15 protein-coding genes and 1 riboswitch are annotated in these 18779 nt (G+C 54.5%); of the genes, 5 read left to right on the forward strand and 10 right to left on the reverse strand.

Translation table 11 applies throughout. From position 1 onward, the window contains the following. The first annotated feature begins 3 nt into the window (after positions 1-3). Positions 4-720, forward strand: coding sequence for a hypothetical protein (locus GOX66_RS20055; RefSeq protein WP_170764890.1), 717 nt, complete (start codon positions 4-6; stop codon positions 718-720). Beyond that, positions 717-2114 carry a Dyp-type peroxidase gene (locus tag GOX66_RS20060; protein ID WP_170764892.1) on the forward strand — a complete coding sequence of 466 codons (1398 nt, stop codon included), beginning with the start codon at positions 717-719 and terminating at the stop codon, positions 2112-2114. The genes GOX66_RS20055 and GOX66_RS20060 overlap by 4 nt, the downstream gene beginning before the upstream one ends. Here GOX66_RS20060 and GOX66_RS20065 read toward each other — a convergent pair. The 7 genes from GOX66_RS20065 to GOX66_RS20095 all read right to left on the reverse strand — a co-directional run bounded on the left by GOX66_RS20065 (position 2111) and on the right by GOX66_RS20095 (position 10459). Then, a complete protein-coding gene (locus GOX66_RS20065) occupies positions 2111-5236 on the reverse strand; it encodes an AAA family ATPase (RefSeq protein ID WP_170764894.1) in 3126 nt (1041 codons plus the stop codon). The two genes, GOX66_RS20060 and GOX66_RS20065, sit on opposite strands and share 4 nt — an antisense overlap. 205 nt (positions 5237-5441) lie before the next feature. Beyond that, the gene (locus GOX66_RS20070) at positions 5442-6365 is read right to left on the reverse strand and encodes an SMP-30/gluconolactonase/LRE family protein (protein ID WP_170764896.1); all 924 of its coding nucleotides are present in this window, start codon (positions 6363-6365) and stop codon (positions 5442-5444) included. A 183-nt stretch (positions 6366-6548) separates the two neighbouring features. Further along, entirely contained in the window at positions 6549-7562 is a 1014-nt protein-coding gene (locus GOX66_RS20075) for a FecCD family ABC transporter permease (RefSeq protein WP_170764898.1), read from the reverse strand. Between the two features lies 1 nt (position 7563). Then, positions 7564-8511 carry an ABC transporter substrate-binding protein gene (locus tag GOX66_RS20080; protein WP_170764900.1) on the reverse strand — a complete coding sequence of 316 codons (948 nt, stop codon included), beginning with the start codon at positions 8509-8511 and terminating at the stop codon, positions 7564-7566. After that, entirely contained in the window at positions 8512-9315 is an 804-nt protein-coding gene (locus GOX66_RS20085; RefSeq protein WP_170764902.1) for an ABC transporter ATP-binding protein, read from the reverse strand. Continuing rightward, positions 9312-9668 (reverse strand): DUF1636 family protein, encoded by a 357-nt coding sequence (locus tag GOX66_RS20090; protein ID WP_170764904.1) that lies wholly within the window; start codon positions 9666-9668, stop codon positions 9312-9314. The genes GOX66_RS20085 and GOX66_RS20090 overlap by 4 nt, the downstream gene beginning before the upstream one ends. 102 nt (positions 9669-9770) lie before the next feature. Beyond that, a riboswitch (cobalamin riboswitch) is annotated at positions 9771-9978 on the reverse strand. A 37-nt stretch (positions 9979-10015) separates the two neighbouring features. Further along, positions 10016-10459 carry a tetratricopeptide repeat protein gene (locus GOX66_RS20095; protein WP_170764906.1) on the reverse strand — a complete coding sequence of 148 codons (444 nt, stop codon included), beginning with the start codon at positions 10457-10459 and terminating at the stop codon, positions 10016-10018. A 687-nt stretch (positions 10460-11146) separates the two neighbouring features. Between GOX66_RS20095 and GOX66_RS20100 the strand changes: the two genes are divergently transcribed. From GOX66_RS20100 to GOX66_RS20110, 3 genes are all read left to right on the forward strand, one after another. Continuing rightward, positions 11147-13198 carry a galactosyltransferase-related protein gene (locus tag GOX66_RS20100; protein WP_170764909.1) on the forward strand — a complete coding sequence of 684 codons (2052 nt, stop codon included), beginning with the start codon at positions 11147-11149 and terminating at the stop codon, positions 13196-13198. 70 nt (positions 13199-13268) lie between these two features. After that, a complete protein-coding gene (locus tag GOX66_RS20105; RefSeq protein ID WP_170764911.1) occupies positions 13269-14132 on the forward strand; it encodes a hypothetical protein in 864 nt (287 codons plus the stop codon). A 46-nt stretch (positions 14133-14178) separates the two neighbouring features. Continuing rightward, on the forward strand, positions 14179-15000 hold the full coding sequence (locus tag GOX66_RS20110) for a sulfotransferase family protein (RefSeq protein WP_170764913.1): 822 nt from the start codon (positions 14179-14181) through the stop codon (positions 14998-15000). Positions 15001-15420: 420 nt separating this feature from the next. Here the strand turns inward: GOX66_RS20110 and GOX66_RS20115 are convergent, their stop codons facing one another. From GOX66_RS20115 to GOX66_RS20125, 3 genes are read right to left on the reverse strand one after another with little or no spacing between them, the layout of a single operon-like run. Further along, on the reverse strand, positions 15421-16407 hold the full coding sequence (locus GOX66_RS20115) for a type II secretion system F family protein (RefSeq protein WP_170764915.1): 987 nt from the start codon (positions 16405-16407) through the stop codon (positions 15421-15423). A 14-nt stretch (positions 16408-16421) separates the two neighbouring features. Further along, positions 16422-17390, reverse strand: coding sequence for a type II secretion system F family protein (locus tag GOX66_RS20120; protein WP_170764918.1), 969 nt, complete (start codon positions 17388-17390; stop codon positions 16422-16424). Next, positions 17387-18778 carry a TadA family conjugal transfer-associated ATPase gene (locus GOX66_RS20125; protein WP_336509507.1) on the reverse strand — a complete coding sequence of 464 codons (1392 nt, stop codon included), beginning with the start codon at positions 18776-18778 and terminating at the stop codon, positions 17387-17389. Before GOX66_RS20125 ends, GOX66_RS20120 begins: the two co-directional genes overlap by 4 nt. Position 18779 lies beyond the last annotated feature (1 nt).

An 18779-nucleotide genomic window follows, 5' to 3' on the forward strand; every position in this document is an offset into this window, starting at 1 on the left:
TTCATGACAAGCCGGAACAGCTGGTTCAATAGCTACGTCAACAGCCTGCCGGAACGTGGTTGGTTCAAGTTCCTGTCTCGATACGTCGTCGTGCCCTATTGGATCTGGCGCGATCCCAAGCCAAAGCTGCCGGGCGGCCCACGCCCCTCGCCCCAACCCAGCGAGAATGTGCAGCGCATGATGAACCTGATCATGCCGCTGAAAGATCCCTCACCAGCTGGGCGCGCGCGAGCAACGCTGGCCGTCGCGCAGAACGTAGACGAGATATTTGCCGGGCTCGATAATGTCGGCACGGTGCATTTTGCGCGGTTTCTGCTGATCGACAACAACATCTGCATGATCTCGGTCTATGACGGGGATTTCAGCAACTATATTCGCGATTTCATCACAACAATCGGTAGTGTCTTCAACGATGTCATCTCGCTGGTGGACGGTGCCGAACACCTGATCCCGACCGAGCACAATGTGGAAGAGTTCATTGACTGGGTGCAAGCGCATGACCTGTTTCAGGCCGCTGATTTCCCGACCGACCTGTTCGGTCTGCAGGATGCGGCCAAGGGACTGCCACCAAACCAACCGCCGCATATGCTGGCGTCGCTTCCGCGTGAATTCGTGCTGCAACTGCATGCAAATCGCAACATTTCGCTTGGGGGGGGCTATCGTGCCTATCCCGGAGTTTCAGCCGCGCAAGTGCGCCAAAAATTCGGACAGGGCTGGTGAATACGAAACTCGATCTCGCCGACATTCAGGGCAACATTCTGCGGGGGTATCGCCGCGATCTGGTGCGCCACTTGATCCTCGAAGTCACCGACCGTGCCGCGGCGCGACGGTTTTTGGGTTCTGCGGTCGACGGTGGCAGCGACACCGTCCCCGCAATTACACCCGGCGAGTTGTGGGACATCAAACCGCCCTTCTGCTTCAACATCGGTATTACCTATGAGGGTCTGCGGGCCCTGGGCACACCGCCAGAGCATCTGAAAACCTTTCCCACCGAATTCGCGCAAGGCATGACAATGCGCGCTATGAAACTGGGGGATTTCGGCGACAGCGCGCCCGAAAAATGGCCCGCCCCGTTTGATCGACCGGACCGTGTGCATCTGATCGCGTCCATTCATTCCGATATCGCCGATCAACTCGACATGGTCGAACAACAGGTCGCCGAGGCCTTCACCGTTCTGGGTGTGCGGAACGGGCGGAACCTGCCCGAGGGCAAGGTGTTTTTCGGCTATGTCGACGGGATTTCGCAGCCGCGCTTTGAACAGGTTTACGACCCGGAGCAGGAAGGCGTGGATGAACCCATCGACCCGCTCGGAACCGCACTGTTGGGTTATCCGACCAAGCAAGATGGCGTTTTGTTCCGCGTCCCCACACCCCATGCACTTGGGTTCAACGGCTCGTTCAACGCCTTTCGTATTCTGGCTCAGGATGCGGCCGGGTTCGAGGCTTATCTGGACCAGGCCGCCGACGCCTTGATGGAACATCCCAAACGCGAGCAGCTGGTTGACCCCAACAATCTGGACCTAATCGGCAAGGGGCTGGATATGCACGGTGCGCTGCGCGAAGTCGTCGCCGCGCAGATGTGCGGGCGTTGGCGCAATGGTATCCCTTACGAGCTGTCGCCGGATGCGCAATGGCCCGAGCAAGAGGTCTCACTGACCAATTTCGATTATACACACGTATCTCGTTGCCCTGCCGGATCACACCTGAGGCGCGGCAACCCCCGGGGCGGCCCGATCGTTCAGCGTATTGCGAATTACACACGGCGGTTGGTGCGCCGGGGAATGTCCTATGGCCCGGACTTTGATCCTCAAAACCCCGATACCGAAGAACGCGGGCTGCTTGGCAGTTTCATCGGCGCAAATATCGGCGCGCAGTTCGAGGCGGTGATGTGCGACTGGATAAACCTTGGCCTGCAAGATCCTCGGATCACCGGCGCAAACGACCCGCTGCTGGGCGCGAACACACCGGAAACCAGCTGGTTCGACATGTCGCTGCCGGACGGAGAGTCCATCCGCCTGCACGGCTTTCCACGCCTGATCAATACACGCGGCGGGGCTTATACATTCCTGCCCAGCCTGACGGCGATCAAATACCTGTCTGAACTGTCTGATTAAGCAAGCTCGGCCAGCGCCGCGTCGATGCGTGCAAGCATCGGCGACCGCCCGGCGGCTTCGACGACAACGCGGGCTTTGGTCAGATAGTCCCTGGCCCGTGACTTCTTTTTCTTCGCCTTGTAGAGCAACCCCATCATCATGTCGCAACGTGCGATGTAATGACCTTTTTCATCGAACTGAGGATTTTTGCGGACCGTCTCGATCATCGCGATCAAGCGTTTCTCGCCAAAGAGCATGACCCAAACAATAGACCTGAGGTTTTTGATCAAAACCTTTATCGACCCACCCCCTTCGCCGGTCAGAATGCTCAGATACATCTCGCACAGGAACAACCGGGCCCAGTCTGCCGAAACAAGGGTGCCTTGGTCCGTTCGTTTCTGAATGGCCTCTTCAATCTGACGCAATCCGGCTGTGACCTGACCATTCAAAGCGTAAGCCACGCCCAGCATCGCTGCAGGACCAAAGGCAAACAAAGCCCAGCCTTTTTCAGTGCAATCTTTGATGTGCCTCTGAACAACCTCAATCGCGCCCGGCTTCTCCAGCGGAACCATGGCGCTGACTCTGGCTGCCTCGGCAATGGCCAGTTCGAATTCGGCTTGCGATGCTTCGCGCGCCTTTTCGGCCATCGACAGCGCCAACTCATGGTCATCCGTGACCATTGCAATCAGCGCTTTCATCGCGGTTCCATAGCCCATCGCACGCGGGTCGTTCTTGGATTTGCCAAGGGCAATCATCTGGTCCGATGCTGCATGCGCTCGCGCCACCCGGCCACGGGTCAGTTCGTTCCACCCGACCGTCGCCAGATAAAAGTTGTGGATATACGCATCGTCGATCTTTTTCAGAGCAGCCTCGATCTCACGTTTTTTCGCCTCAAACCGCTCATTCGCGATCGGAGAATGATAGATGGAAACCGACAGTTCGTTGACCATGGCATAGGCCGTGGAGGCGGGGTCCTTCAGACGCTCGGCCATTTCGGTCAGTTCCTGCTGCACCCAATGCGCCTCGTGGTATCTGCCGTTGCACACCAAACATGAAACATAGTGGTGCAGGAACAGGGCGTGGTCCCGGGTGTCGCCTACTTTTTGCAGGATCGGACGCACTGTACCTGCCAGTTCAATGATCGTTTTGACGCGCATCGAGATGTTGGCGCACAGCGCAAAGCTGGCCATGAACGCCGCGAACTGTTCGTTCGTGGCACAGCCCGGGTCGCTTTGGTACAATTCCAGCGCCGCAACAAAGTATCGATTGGCTTCGTCCAGCGAATAAACACCCAGGCTCTTGTCCCCGGCCATTGCACTGTACCGAAATGCCTGATCGGTGCGGTCCGTTTGCCCGTAGTGGAACGCCAGCGCTTCAGCCGCCTCCTGCAAACGGTTTGCGTTGCGCAGAACCAGAGCGTCAGCGATTGCCAGATGCAATTCGGAACGCCGCGACAATACAAGGCTCTGATAAACCGAATCCCGCAACAGTACGTGTTTGAAGATGTAGTCTGCCGAGTTACTTTCGCGATACAGCACATCCTGCGCCTGCAATCTTTGAAGAACCGCGCCGATCTCATCGGCGTTTTCGACAACCTGAGACAATAGTCCGGGATCAAATCGGCGTCCCATCACAGCGGCTGCCTGCAATACTTCGCGATCTTCGGGCTCAAGGCGTTCAATTCTGGCTGTAAGCAGGCTGCGCATTGTAAGGGGCAACCCACTTTCACTCATTTCCGCTTCGAAATGCGCCTTGCTGCCGTCGACGCGCAATGCCCCCTGATCCAGCAAAAATCCCAGAATTTCTTCGCCAAAGAGTGGGTTGCCACCGGCGCGATCGGTCAATTGTTCTGCCAGCCCATCCGGCAATTCGGTCACGCCAAGACGGCTCTGCGCCAAATCGGCGAAATCTTCTACGCACAATGGCCTCAGCGCTATGGTCGTCACGCCGGTTTCACCCAGCCAGCCCGGTACATATTCCGGCCGTCGCGTCTGAATGATCAGCAGGTTCGAAAGGTCGGAATCTTCGATCATATTCGCTAGCAGACTTTCGGATGCGCTGTCGATCCAGTGGCTGTCTTCGATCAACAAAGCCACCCGGTCGTGCGCGCACTTTATTTTTAGCAAATCCGCCAGAAGCTCGCGGACGCGCAATCCGACCAGAACGCCATCCAATCCGTCCAGTGACCCCTCGGGCGGCTTGATCCCCAGCAGATTCATCATCAGGCCCAGGTTCACTTGCGTAAACAGCCCAGACTTTTTAAGGCCTGCTTCCAGTTTCGCCTGGACACGCAATAGATTGTCCGCGTTGCTGATTAAAAAGGACTTCCGAATTATCTCCAGGAAGGGCAGGAACGGCACCTGCTGACCATCCGCAAAACAGTATCCTGTCAGTACCGCCACATCGTCAGACGGCAACTGGTGAAGAAACTCGAATACCAGGCGCGTTTTGCCCAACCCTGGTTCAGCCACCAAATCTACGACTGAGCGCGCGGATTTGGACCGGGCAAGCGCCGCAGACATTGCGACCAACTCATCCCTACGACCGACATGATCGCTCAACCCCTGCGCGACCGAGGCGCCGAACCGGGTCGCGTCGTCGGGGACTGCCTGCAATTGCCACAGTTTTTGTGGACCGGGCAAACCCTTGATCGAATGCTCGCCGAAAAAGCTCAACTCAGCAGTCCATTCGACCAGACTGCGTGTGGTATCGCAAATCAGGCTGCCCCCTGACTGCGCAAGGTTCTCAAGACGCGCCGCCAGATTCACTGTATTGCCCACAGCGGTTGTCGGACCATCCTTCCCTTGCACCGCTGCCATCAGGACTGTACCGGAACTTATTCCAACGCGCATTTCGGGGCGTACACCGAAACGGGTGTCAAAATCTGTCGCGGCTGATTTGAACGCTGCGTGAATTGCCAGCGCGGTGCGGCAAGCGCGCAATGCCGGGTCCTCAAGCGCCTCGGGTATTCCGAACAACGCCATTATACTGTCGCCGGCAAAATCGCGCACTGTTCCGCCATTGTCTTCGACCACACGGACAAGCGTGTCGTAGACCATGCGCACAAATTCCAGCGCTTTTTCTTCCTCCAGCCGCGCGACAATTGCGGTATAGCCGACCATATCGGCAAACAAGACAGACACCTGGCGCCTTTGCCCCGGATCCGCCGACTGCCGCACAGTTATATCCGTAGTATCCCCCATATGAACAAGGGGTTTACATCACGGCAGGCCGTACCGCCAGTATTTGCGGTTAATAAGCCCGTAAGGCACATTCAAATGGCAGCCAAAATGTCACGCTGGGCGCGCATATGGTCAGATAGTGGTCCCTAAACGGGCCCATACCGGGTCAGGAATTAAACTCCAGTTTCAACCCCGGGCGAGGCCATCTGGTCTTGTAGATTTTGCCGGTGCTCGACGCAGTGATCCATAAATCGCGCATATCGCTGCCACCAAAGCACATATTCGTTGTGAAAAGATCCGGAACGTTCACGTGCTCATTCGTGCCATCAAGATTGAACACTGTGATCCCGCCATTAAATATCGTGCCAACGCAGACTCGCCCGTCCGCTTCGACCTTGAGGCTGTCCAGCCACTGATACCCCGGCAAAGTTTGCACGACATTACCCGGCATTCCCGGAATTGGTCCAGGTTTGACTTGTCCCGGCCCCGTAATCTCCATCGCCCAGAGCCGCCCGAACACAGTGTCCGAGACGTAAACAGTCTTGCCATCCGGTGACAAGCCGACCCCGTTAGGCATGGGAATTGTAGCGGCTTTGATCAGAGTTTTGCCGTCGATCGAGGCGTAGTAGAGACCACCATAGCGAGTGGACTCATCATCTTCGATCCCCGTGTCGGTGAACCAGAAGCCGCCGGACTTGTCGAACACCAGATCATCCGGCGCAATCAGACGTTTGCCTTCGTACGAGTCGTACAACTGCGTCACAGCGCCCGTTTTCAAATCGATGCGGTGGACGGAACCGCCCTTATAGTTCGGCCGTATCGGAGCCGGAACGGTGATCTTCTCGGGGCCGAACGGCACAAAGCTGTAGACGCCGCCGTTGTTGCAGACATAGGCCGCCCCATCCGGGCCAATTGCAACACCATTGGGTCCGCCGGGAATTTCCGCCACAACACTGACGTCTCCGTCCGGCGAAAGGCGCGCCAGCGTCTGTTCCTTGATGTCAACGAACAGGACCGAACCGTCGTTCATCGCAACCGGGCCTTCGGGAAAACCCAACCCGCTGCACATTTCCTTGAGTTCCAATGCCATTCCCGTTCTCCCTGGTCGCGCCGAAGATCTGGATAACGCGACGTCTGCCGATCCTTACCGATTTGCCAAAGCAAACGGCATCTCCGGCACTATTCCGCAAAACTCTTCGTTTGTACCCACTTTTTTTCAGACCATTGGCGCTGGCCAAACTTTATCCGGCACCAGCCCCGTTTTGGTGCTTTCCTATCGTTTCGGCCGTGCTGTTCGGAACAGCAACAGGAACACGAACACCGAGCCGATGGATGTGGTGATGATCCCAACAGGCAGTTCCTGCGGCGCAAGCAATAACCGGCTGACGATGTCCGAACCGGTCAGCAACACCGCGCCCACGATCGCTGCGGTCGGCAACAGCTGGCGGTGCAATGGCCCTGCGATCCCGCGGGCAATGTGGGGCACCATCAGACCGACAAAGCCAATCACCCCCGCCACCGAAACGAACACCGCCGTAGCGAGGGCAGCGGTGAAGAACATGCTGAACCGCAACCCTTTCACGGGCACGCCCAGTGTCGAGGCGGTCAGGTCTCCGGTCAGCAGCGCATCCAGCCAGCGGCTACGATAGCGCGAATAGATCAGGATCAGAAGCAACCCGGCGCAGACCAAAGGAAACGTCTCCCACCGGGCCAGACCCAGACCGCCCAGCATCCAGAAGATGACCGAATGTGCGGCGCGGCTGTCACCTGCGAAAATCAGATAGTTGGTGATGGCCGAGAACAGGAACGAAACCGCAAGCCCGGAAAGGATCAGTTTCTCGGGCGCGCTTGCGCGCAGGCCGTGGACCAGTGCCAGCACGATGCCCGACGCCACAAGCCCGCCGCAGAACGCGGCAAGAGGCAGGGTCCAGAAACCCAGAATGTCTCCGGTCACTGTAATTACGAACACGGCGCCCGCAGCTGCACCCGAGGAAAGGCCGAACAGGAACGGGTCGGCCAGATCGTTGCGTGTTGTGGTTTGCAGGACAACACCGACGATACCCAACCCGGCTCCGATCACGGCAGCGAATAGCGCTCGCGGCAGGCGCAGGTCGAACACGATCCGATGTAGGGGCGACATGTCTCCGTCGCTCAATCCGGTGCCCAGCAAGACAGCAATTACCGTCTCAGAGACCGGAATGGACGTGGTTCCGTAGATGGTCGAAACCAGCAAGAGGGCGGCCAGAATGGCCGCCCCCAGTATAAGTGTCAGGCCCAGTCGGCCCATATCAGCTAAGGCCCGGATGCATGGCCCGTGCCATTTTCGAGATCGCCTCAATATTTGCCGGTCCGGGGGTCAGCTCCTCGTACCGAAGACCAATCCAACGTTTGTTTTTCACGGCATCGGTCTGCGACATCACCGGGTGCTCCTGCAGGAACTTGAACGTATCCGCTGCGCCGTTTCCGGTCTGGTAGTCCAGCAGAACGAGGAATTCCGGGTTCGCGGCAGCGACCGCCTCCCACGAGGTACGGCCCCAGCTTGTGTCCATGTCGTGGGTGACGTTCTCACCGCCTGCGGCGGCAATCATCGCGTCGGGAATGGCGAACTTGCCCGCCGTAAAGGGCGCATCCGCCGGACCGTCCAGCAGGAAGACGCGCGGCTTGGGCAGGTCGGCCGTTTGAGCCTCAATCGCGGTAAGCTCATTTTTCCAGCCCGTAACCAGCGCCTCGGCTTTGTCCTCGACATGCATGACCTTGCCCAGCCGCAGAACGTCGTCAAACAGCAAATCCATGCTCGCTTCGGGGCGATCCTTGTCCAAATGCACGCAGCTTTCGGTCAGAACCATGGTCTTGATGCCGAAGGGTTCCAGCGTATCCGGAGTTACGTCCCCACCGGGTTTCATCCCGTAATACCAGCCTGCAAAGAACAGGTCGGGCTCGACCGCAACAAGGTTTTCAACCGTGGGGTATTTTGGCGCAATCTCGGGGATATCACCGCGCAGCATGTCGAATTCCGGGATGGTCTTGTACCAGCCGGTGATGCCGGTCAGGCCAACGATTTTGTCTTGCAGACCCAGCGCAAAGGCCATGTCGGTCATGTTCATGTCGTGTATGACCAGCCGCTCGGGCTGGGATTTAAACACCAGCGGCTCACCGCAGTTGTCGACTGTGACCTCATGCGCGGCGGCGCCGGTTGCCATGGTTGTGACCAGTGCCACGGACCAGATGTGTTTCATTCAGGAATGCTCCTTGGGGTATGTTGAGACTTTGGTTCTTCGGATATCCAGCGCCGGAATCACGCGGCCTTCATGGTGAAAGCACAAGTAATCGACGCCAAAAGTGTCGCGGACCCGTTCTGGAGTCAGCACCTCGGTAACACGACCGAAGCCTGTGAGCCGCGTGGATTTCATCAGTGCTACGTGGGTGGCAAATTCAGGGATCATCACCAGATCGTGGACGATCATCACCACCGTGATTCCCAACTCGGCGACTAAGGACAGCATCCGCCCCTTGGCATCCGGGTCGAGATGATTGGTGGGTTCGTCCAGAAACAACAGAGAGGGATTCTGCGCCAGCGCCCGAGCAATATGCGCGCGTTGCCGCTCGCCCCCGGACAACACCGCCATCCGCTTGTCTGCCAGTGCGCCGAGGCCGGTCAGGTCCAGAATTCTGTTAAGTTCCCTGGCGTGTTCATCCGCTGAACGGTCAGCCCAAATCGGGATCTGACCCAAGGCCACGTAATCCTTCAAAAATAGCCTGCCATCCGGAAGCTCTTGCTGGCTGACGACGGCGATCATGCGGGCACGCTCTTTGGCAGGCATGTGTTTCAGGCAACGCCCGTTGACCAGTACGTCGCCGAGCACGGGCTCAGCCGTTCCGCACAAAAGGTTCAGCAGCGTTGTTTTCCCCGCTCCGTTCGGCCCGGCAATTGCAAGGATGGCCCCTTCTTCAAGCTCGAAGGACGCGGCCTGCAACAGGACGTCACCGCTGAGCGCATAATATTCAAGGTCACGCGCGATGAGGAAAGCAGAGGTCGTCATGAAGGCTCCTCCAATTGAATTCGAGGCAAACGGGACAGAGTTTTTGTGAAAAGCGGGCGCGGCCGGTCGGTGGCGTTGGTCCACCCGTCCGCACTGTCGCAATATTGGTGCGCGAATTCGGCGAGAGCTTCCACCTCTTGCTGGGTCTGAATGTCGCCGAACAAGTACTGTGCTTTGCCGATGGCCTGAAACCCGACGGTCGTTGGCTGTGCGCAGCCCGCCATGCAGTCAGCGGTACGGATAGCAAACCCCGCAGGCAGCTTGCCGATCAACGCGCTGCGCATGGTATCGGCTGGCAATGCGCCACTACAGGTCGAACAGATCAGAAGAAGATGGTCAGGTGCTTCTGGCATTGCCCGCTCCGCTTGACCTTAAGCGCGGACAGAAGGTGCCGATCTTGTAAACACGTATCAGACGTGCCATCAAAGCCTCCTTCCAGGACGCCCCGCCCCGGGTTGGTTGAACACATGATGGCAGGTCTCCTGACTTGCGGGTCGTTGCTTGGCCATCCTTCCCGGTCCGTCAGACCAGTGGTTGTTTGGCGTTGCTCACCGCTTACAGTTGCGGGGGCAGTTACGGACTTGGCGCCAACAGGCAAACCGCACCGTATTCCCTTTTCATCCCTTGGGCGCACCATAGGGGACCATCGGGGGATTGAGTGCCCGAGATCAGCGAATGCGTCAATATTTAATTCATGGCGCTAAGGGTTGGAACTGGCCTGCGGAGAAGTGCTCGTCCAACCCAGAAGCACCAATTCACTAATTACTTCGTCGGCGTGGGCATCGTCACTGTGTATGCTTTTGAGCATAATTTCATTTGGCGCTTCCGGCCACGCGCGTTCGAGTTCTGCAAGTTTTGCCCGTGCCTCATGCTCTCGCCCAAAAGCTGAAAGTGCCGCGGTCGCATAGCCCAGTGAAGGAGCGTTCAGGGGATCGTCAAATTGTTTGGCCGCTTCAAACTGGTCAACCGCCTCTTCGATTTCACCAAAGAACGGCGCCACCGCCCCCATGAGATCAAGAACCGCCCCGTCATTTGGATCAAGTTGTACGCCGCACCGCCCGAGCATCAAGGCGGCTTGATAATCGCGGGCTGCGAATGACACCCAGCTTTTGGCGGATTGGCTCCAGGCCTGATCCTGTGCCAATCGCACGGCTTCGCTCGCGAACTCCATCGCCGCAGTGGCATAATCGGTTTTGGAATCCGAGAGAGGGGTGATGACCGTAAGCGTCGCAAGCGCCTGAGCCGCACCGGCATAGCCGCTAAATTAGTCAGCATCCATTCCAATCCCACGCTCAAATGCAGAAAGAACGGCCAATTGGCGTGTCAATTTCGATCATCGCCGCTTTCTGGGCGCTCGAGTGTTTTGCGGGTGCGATTGCATAATGATCATCGTCGAAGGTTCTTTCATCCTGGTCTTCCTGCCAGCGGAAAAAGTACGGAATTAGGCAACCCGCAACGCTGAAATGTCAGGAAGGCCAGAAGGTGAACCGACGTTTCATCGCACCAACAAACCGATGCCGAAAAGTCAGGTGAAAACCTCATTTCCGGGATGTCAGTGACACGTCGGAAAAAGACCGCTCACGCGGTCTACTATTAGCTTGACACTTCTTTCGACGGGTGCTTCATACATTGATCTCTGCACCGGAGCTGTGTTTTTCTGAATTCATGCTAATGAGGTGAAATCCTTGGCAGATTTAGCCGAAAAACCCAATCTCCTCCGGTGTTGGAACAATAAACCGGAGCAAGCAGGTCGCAACCTATGGGCTTCAACGGCACGAAAATACGGATAGCTGCAGCTTTTTGAGCCCGCTTTGAATCAGAAAGAAATTGAGTGAAACCTTTCAAAGATATAGCCACGGATCTTTGCACGACAATAGCTTCCAAAGATGAGTCAAAGGCGATTCAATCCGGCGACAAATTTCGCAGCTTCGTAAGAACTCAACTCTCGTTAAGGAACTCCAAATCACCTGCGACCGTCTCATCCATTTATAATGAAGTGATGAACCACCCGGAGCTTTGGAACAAGCTTCCGAAATTTGAAATGAGCGCTAAGGAATTCCAACCGGAGGGCAACGTCCAGTTCGGTATTTCACTTGTTTCCTGCTGCATGAACCGGAACGACCACCTTGTACAAGCCATTCCGTCCTGGCTGGCTCACCAGGAAATAAACGAACTTATCATCGTGGATTGGAGCTCCGAAGTTCCCGTCGAGATTTCCCTCAGTGAAGCGGGCATATTCGATCCGAGAATTCGCATACTTCGCGTCGAAGACGAAGGGGCATGGGTTCTTTCCCATGCGTATAATCTGGGCTTCAGGGCTGCGACCAACGACACGATTGTCAAAGTCGATAGCGACGTGATTCTCGACGGCTCTTTCTTTCGTCAAAACCCTGTTGGCGAAGGGCAATTTATCGCCGGAAACTGGAGGCTGGCGAAGGAAGGGCAAAGCCACGTCAATGGGTTCTTCGTTGTTGGCCGCAAAGAACTCCTCGGCGTAAACGGGTTCAACGAACGTATTGTTACCTACGGTTGGGATGATGACGACCTGTACGAACGCTTGACCAAAGCGGGTGTGCAAAGAGTCGATGTCGACCCTGACACAATCCGCCATATAGATCACACCGACATTCGACGCGTCGATCGTTTCAAAGGTAAACCGGTTTGCGGTTGGGACGAAGTACAAGCTCTCCCCCAGTTTTGGATCCACTTAAACAGAATACTGGAATCGTCGTCAGCGCCCTGGGACTCCACCTACCCGATGGCAAGTTTTCTTTTGCTCGGCGAGTCTGATGATATCCTGAGATTAAGGCGGAGTTCCCCTTTTGGCGTGGATACTTCCCTTATCGGGACGCGAAAGGAGCGTACCGAAGCAGCTTTCGCGGCGATCCATCAAGTCTTTGATGGTGTCGTAATCACTTCGACCTCCGAGGCGCTGGACTACGCGCTGTTAACCCGCCCGCTAAAAGACGCTATCGTGGTAACCGGCCAAATTTCACTGCATCCAGAGGAAGAGGATGGTGAAGTTTCAGTGCCCTTGGGGCACAATACTCGCAAGCCTAAGCTCATAATCGATGCCCAGCATGGTTTGGGAAACCGACTACGAGCGATCACTTCTGCATATGGATTTTCAACCGTTCACGACCGTGAACTCGTAATCCGATGGATCCGAGACGATCACTGCGATTGCAGCTTCGAAAGTTTGTTTGATTTTGATGGTGAAGTCGAAAGCGACAATAGTACAGATCCTGAAAATGCTCTGACTGTCGATCTGATGAACAAGGCGTTCAGAGATTCTTTTACCCCCGACACATTGGCTCGGACAAATCGAAATGTTGTCATCCAGTCCGCGTACAAGTTTACGGGCGGTCAGCCGTACCACAAAATTGAACGTGAGTTTTTGCACACGTTAAAACCAAGCGCCGATGTCCAGGAAATGATTGATTCCGTCAGGAGCCCGAACGATGTTGCCGCCCATATTCGAATGAATGGGGGAGCGGCCACCGATCCTCATGGTGACGTTGCGGGAGACTGGTCCAAAATTGAAGACGAAATAGCCAGACGCGCCCGAAGCAGATCCCACTATGGCTATTTCTTTAAGCGCCTTGAGGAATTGTTTGGAGATACGGAAAACTCAACGATTTTTCTGGCCTCGGACAATTCAGAAACCTACGAAGCGTTTGCTTCCAAATACGGTGATCGCGTTTCTTTCCTCTCCAGGTCGGTATTCGACCGGTCGGAAACACAACTCAAGTATGCTCTCGCGGACATGATTTTGCTTTCCCGTGCTCCGGTATTGCTGGGAAGCAATTGGAGTTCCTTTACTGAAGTTGCGCATTCGATGTCAAAAAACCAAAGGCTGGAAATGTCAGGGACGCACTTTTGATGTGGTCCCTGATGGAACAACCGCGCAATTCTACCCCCACGAAACTGCCTTCTAGAGCGTAGAAATCCTTATGACTGAAAACGAAATAAAAAGCCTAGCAGTTAAACAGGTGATTTCGGCGTGTAAGCAGCAAGTAGACGAAGTTATTGTCCTTGAGGGCCGTCATCAGACGAAATGGTGCGAGGCTTACGCGCAAAATGGCATTTCTCGTGTTACACGCACTTCTTTCGACACGCTTATACAATCAACTGCTCAGCAACAATCTGAAGGTGGTGGTTTGCGTATTGTTCACGCAACGAGGGGTATTCCCGCATCCAGCCTCAGCGAAGCCGAACAAAGCGTAAGTCAGATTACAAGTGTTGCAGATATAATTGTCTTTTCTCCGGTTCCGGTAACAGAACAAGAATCCCAGGATTTGCTGATTTCCTGGCCAAGTTTTTGGGCTATGCTATTCTTGGCGGAGGGATATCTGCTACGGGATGCGATACGGCCAAAGATCTGGCACAATAACTGTAACGATTGGGAAAGCTTGCAAAGCACGGTAGTCTTCACAAGAAATGGTTTCGACGGCTTTTCGATGGACGCCGAGGCTGGCTGCGTCGGTTCGGTTGTTGACTTCGTTCACCCCTCAATCCTTGAGGAAAACCTAAGAGGCCTTTCTGCTCTTCAAATGAGCAACTTGATAAAACCAGGCTTCCCCAGTGCGTCCCCAAGTCCTGTTGTGTCCGTTGGTTCCGGTGCTTCCGAAGATACAACGCCACAAATCTATTTGGCCCTCCCCAAGCGATACTCAAAGAGAGAATATGAGACTAAGATTCTTCAGGAACGCCGTGCATGGTGGAAAATAGCGCTTCGTTCACCCTGGCGTTATTCTTATTGGGGAGATCTTTGGCGGTTCCAGCGACGAAGCAAACGCATGCTAAAGATAAAATAGTTTCAGGTTCACGACACAACGCCCATATGGAGCGAGAACATTGACAATGACGCCGATTGAAAAAAAACAAAACGTAAAAAAGAGAACTTTTGAAAACTTCATATTCTTGGAAGAACAGAATATTGTTTTTGGGTATGTTCCAAAAGTCGCTTGTACAAACTGGAAAGTATTGATCCGAAGGCTGCAAGGGCACTCAGATTATGAAAACAAACAAATAGCACATGACAGGAAGAAATCCGGATTCAGATTTTTAGATCGCACATCAGAAGCTGACACCAAAATACTGATGGACAATGACGTACAAAAAATCGCATTTGTACGAAATCCATATTCACGTGTTCTGTCTGCTTACCTGGATAAAATTGACAGGATTAATAAGAATAAAAATAACGCGAACAGCAACGACTTTTTTGTTTCAATTTATAATGATATCATTAACTTTCGTGAAAGTTCCGAGCGTAATTCGTTTGCGCAAAAGGTGTTGGACCGTTTTAACCACTCCGAGGGACGCCCCATTGATTTCCTGACGTTTCTTCAGTGGATCAAGGCCAATCAGTCGCATTCGTGGATTGCGCAAGATGAACATTGGGCCCCTCAATCAGATATTCTGAGATACCCCACAATCAAAATAGATTTTCTTGGTCGGTTCGAGAACCTTGGCAAGGACGCCGAAATTGCGTTGCGCATGATGGGCGCAGATTTTGGTTTTCCGAGTCAAAACGAAATAGGATTTAAGGCAACCCGTGCAACCTCTCAGTTGAAAGAATTTTACAGCGATGCGCACATCGAATTAGTGAATGAGCTTTATTCATCCGATTTTGACGCATACGGTTATAGTCGCGGAGAAATAGACTATATCACTCGATAGTTCGATATTTGCTTCACAATGTCAGGGCCGCGTTTCTAATCAGAACCCTGAAATTCCACCGGGCTTCTGCGGGTTCCGCCAACCAAACGACGGCGGTTAAAAGGCAAGGTCCCCCGACAAATACGTCATATAGATGGCTAATTGGCTGGGACTTGACTTTAAGGCGATAGACATACCCAGACGTTGTGGTGAGGTTGCTCGAAAATCAACTCCGGTCGGTGTTTGCGCAATCTCTGAACTATCAGCCACGATGATTGAGCTGAAGCGCTATCCCGGCAAGAATGTAGGTGAAGAACACCACATCCTCAGCCTCTTCAGTTTAAAACGTTTAAAAATCTAACAACTGCGTTGAAGTTCGCCTGTTGCAGAATGACAGCATTCTAATACCACTGCAGCGATCTCTCAGCCGCCTGGTGGCCATCACCCAAACATATTCATCCAGCGGATCATCATCGGCGCCAGGCAAATCAGCAATAATACCGGCATCATGCATATGGCCATCACGGCGGACATTTGCACCGGAAGACGGTTGGCTTTTTCTTGAGCGCGAAGCTCGCGATCCAATCGCATATCAGTAGCAAATCTGCGCAACGATGCAGATATGCTGGTGCCGTATTGATTGGATTGCAGGAACGCGTTTGCGAACGAATTCACCTCATCAATGCCGACGCGTTCCGCCATGTCCATAAAGGCGGCCTGACGTTCCTTGCCGGCTTGCAGTTCCAGTTGGAGAATTGTGAACTCCTGAGAAATTTCCGGTGCGGCGTGCGCCATCTCGTGCGACACACGCACCATCGCCGCGTCAAATCCCAATCCGGCCTCAATCGCCACTTGTAACAGGTCCAACGCATTCGGAAGGCTGTGTTCGATCGCCTGACGGCGTTTTTTTATCCGGTATCGCAGCCAGAGGGCTGGGCCATAAAACCCGGCCACCATCAAAGCAGTCACAATCTGCAATGCGTTCACCCATGTGATGCCCTGCAAGAGATTTGCGATCCGAAACTGAACCTGAGTTTCTATCGGCAGCGCCAAGGTCAGCACGAATACCGTCGGCAGCACGAACCCCATGACGACGCGAAACAAATAGAAAGTACGAATGGCATGTTTGCGCTGAACGCCAGCCTGTTTCAGCAGCCTGCCGATTCTGGAACGTTCACGTTTGGACGTGGGTACAAATGCCTTGAGTAGCCCGTGCGGATCACTGTTATCCCCTTGAATAAGGTCAAAATCCGCCCCGTGCCCCCGCGATATCGACCCAACACGCATGCGGCGTGCAGCCGTGTCATCGCTTGCGGCCATGCCAGAGACCCCAAGGACCACAAAAAATATACTTACAGCAATAGCGCCCAGCAAAAGATACTGCAGGGGCAGATTTTGGTCACCCAGAAAATCTTGAAAATATTCCATTTTTCCACTCCCGGTCAGAACTTAAACTTGACGAGCCGTCTCAGAATGAGCCCCTGCGCGAGGATCAGGCCGATGATCATGTATGCGAAATAGGGAAACAGCGGATCGTTTCGGACATCGCCGTAAAACGAAGGCGTTGAAAGCTCGATCGAGAGGTAGATAAACACCGGCAGGATCGTGAGAATAAGACCACTCAAACGACCCTCGGCAGAGATCGCCTTGATTTTCTTCTGCATGGTTTGACGGTCTCTGATTACCTGAGAAAGAATGCCCAGTATCCGAGCAAGATTACCGCCGGTCCCGTGCTGAATGCCGATGCTGACCGCAAGGTAATTAGCATCCTCGGTTCCCACGCGTTTCGAAAAATCCTGAAACGCTGTTGCAACGTCATCGCCGTAGTTGATCTGGTCTTGAATAATGCCAAATTCCGAACCGATTGGATCCGGAAGGTCCGTCGCCACATTCCCGACCGTTACGGCTACGGGATGACCAACCTTGAGACCGCGGGCCATCAGATCCAAAGCATCCGGAAGCTGTTTTGTGAGCTTGTTGGATCGGGCATCTTTCATAGCGACCAACGCGATTAACGGTAGTGCCGTGGCGAGAATGGCGCTCAATGCCAAAGCAAGCTCCGGTGCAAGATAGCGGGACGCGGCAACAAAGAGCACCGCGGCAAAGAAAGCGACGGCAAAAACGACTGAAATCGGGCTGATCGTCACTCCGGCCTGTACAAGCAGGCGACGAAAGCGGGCGATAACTCCGGGATTTTCACCAGTAGCAGACATCGCGGGGTCACGCAGCAATTGCAAAACCTGATCGGTCGAAGCTCCGCCCTGGATCATTTTCATGCGGCGGTTTCTGGCCTCTCTGGATGTTTCCTTGCGCAGAAAAAACTGCTGAACGCCTTCGTAAACCAGCAATACGCCAAGGAAAATCGAAATATAGATCAGAATATTCAGTGTATTTGGCTGTAGGTCTATCATGATGAATTGGCCCCATGAATAAACATGTTGGTGTCTACATCGACCCCAGCCGCAACCAGTTGGTCGAAGCATTTCGGTCGAATGCCGGTGGGCAGGAACTCACCCAGAACCTCCCCGCTCTCGGACTTGCCACGGCGTTTGAAGACAAAAATGTCCTGCATAGTAATCGTGTCGTCTTCCATGCCGGTTATTTCCGAAATGCTGACGACCCTGCGGGTACCGTCGCTGAGGCGGCTGAGCTGGAGTACGATCTGAATAGCCGAAGCGATTTGTGACCGGATGGTTCTGACCGGCAAGTCAGCGCCGAGCATCGTGACCATTTGTTCGACCCTGCTAAGCGCATCGCGGGCCGAGTTCGCATGAACGGTCGTCATCGACCCGTCATGTCCTGTGTTCATGGCCTGAAGCATGTCAAAGCATTCTGAGCCACGAACCTCACCGACGATGATGCGATCGGGACGCATCCTCAGGGCGTTGCGGACCAGATCACGTTGAGTGATTACGCCCTGACCTTCAGCGTTTGGGGGTCGGGTTTCCAGTCTAACAACGTGGTCTTGCTGAAGCTGAAGTTCGGCGGCGTCCTCGATGGTTACGATGCGCTGCTTGCCATCAATAAACGATGAAACGGCGTTCAGCATGGTCGTTTTGCCGGTCCCGGTGCCGCCGGAAATCAGAATGTTCAGACGTGCCTCCACAAGCGCCTCGAGTAGCTTCGCCGCCTGGTCATTCATGCTTTCCTGATCGACAAGCCTTTTAATTGTCAAAGGGTTGCGCGAGAACTTACGGATCGACAAAGCCGGTCCATCGACGGAACACGGTCGAATAATCGCGTTGACGCGGCTGCCATCTTCCAATCGCGCATCTACCCAGGGTTGGGACTCGTCGATGCGCCGACCAACTTTGCTGACGATCTTGTCGATAATCCGCAAAAGGTGACGCTCGTCGCGGAAACGGACGGTAGATTGCTCCAGAAGTCCAAAGCGTTCGACGTAAACCTGGTCATACGAATTGACGAGAATGTCGTTGATGGTCGGGTCTTCCAGCAGCGGCTCCAACGGCCCCAATCCCATGACTTCGTGAATGAGTTCGTCAACCAGAGCCGAGAAAGCCTCTGACCGCATGTGCAGATTTTCAGCCTCGACAAGACCGGTTACCAGGGACGCGATCTGGCGTTTCAGTTCAGACCGTTCGACCTTGTCGATGACAGACAGGTTGAGCCGGTCAAGAAGCTCGCTGTGCAAGCGGCTTTTAAGTTCCAGATGCGCTTGCAGGTCAGTATCCACAGGTTCAGGAGCCATCTTAGCCTTTGGGGGCGTTTCGATTGGCCGTTCCAGTGTCAACACATTCGACTTGGAAACAGCCTTGCGTGATCTAAATTCGTTGAACACG

This window comes from Ruegeria lacuscaerulensis, assembly GCF_013031245.1.
In the GTDB taxonomy this organism is placed as follows: domain Bacteria; phylum Pseudomonadota; class Alphaproteobacteria; order Rhodobacterales; family Rhodobacteraceae; genus Ruegeria; species Ruegeria lacuscaerulensis_C.

Coding starts and splice junctions, on each gene's coding strand:
- GOX66_RS20055 (WP_170764890.1), top strand. CDS start 4: ATGACAAGCCGGAACAGCTGGTTCAATAGCTACGTCAACAGCCTGCCG.
- GOX66_RS20070 (WP_170764896.1), bottom strand. CDS start 6,365: ATGGCATTGGAACTCAAGGAAATGTGCAGCGGGTTGGGTTTTCCCGAA.
- GOX66_RS20075 (WP_170764898.1), bottom strand. CDS start 7,562: ATGGGCCGACTGGGCCTGACACTTATACTGGGGGCGGCCATTCTGGCC.
- GOX66_RS20080 (WP_170764900.1), bottom strand. CDS start 8,511: ATGAAACACATCTGGTCCGTGGCACTGGTCACAACCATGGCAACCGGC.
- GOX66_RS20085 (WP_170764902.1), bottom strand. CDS start 9,315: ATGACGACCTCTGCTTTCCTCATCGCGCGTGACCTTGAATATTATGCG.
- GOX66_RS20090 (WP_170764904.1), bottom strand. CDS start 9,668: ATGCCAGAAGCACCTGACCATCTTCTTCTGATCTGTTCGACCTGTAGT.
- GOX66_RS20105 (WP_170764911.1), top strand. CDS start 13,269: ATGACTGAAAACGAAATAAAAAGCCTAGCAGTTAAACAGGTGATTTCG.
- GOX66_RS20110 (WP_170764913.1), top strand. CDS start 14,179: ATGACGCCGATTGAAAAAAAACAAAACGTAAAAAAGAGAACTTTTGAA.
- GOX66_RS20115 (WP_170764915.1), bottom strand. CDS start 16,407: ATGGAATATTTTCAAGATTTTCTGGGTGACCAAAATCTGCCCCTGCAG.
- GOX66_RS20120 (WP_170764918.1), bottom strand. CDS start 17,390: ATGATAGACCTACAGCCAAATACACTGAATATTCTGATCTATATTTCG.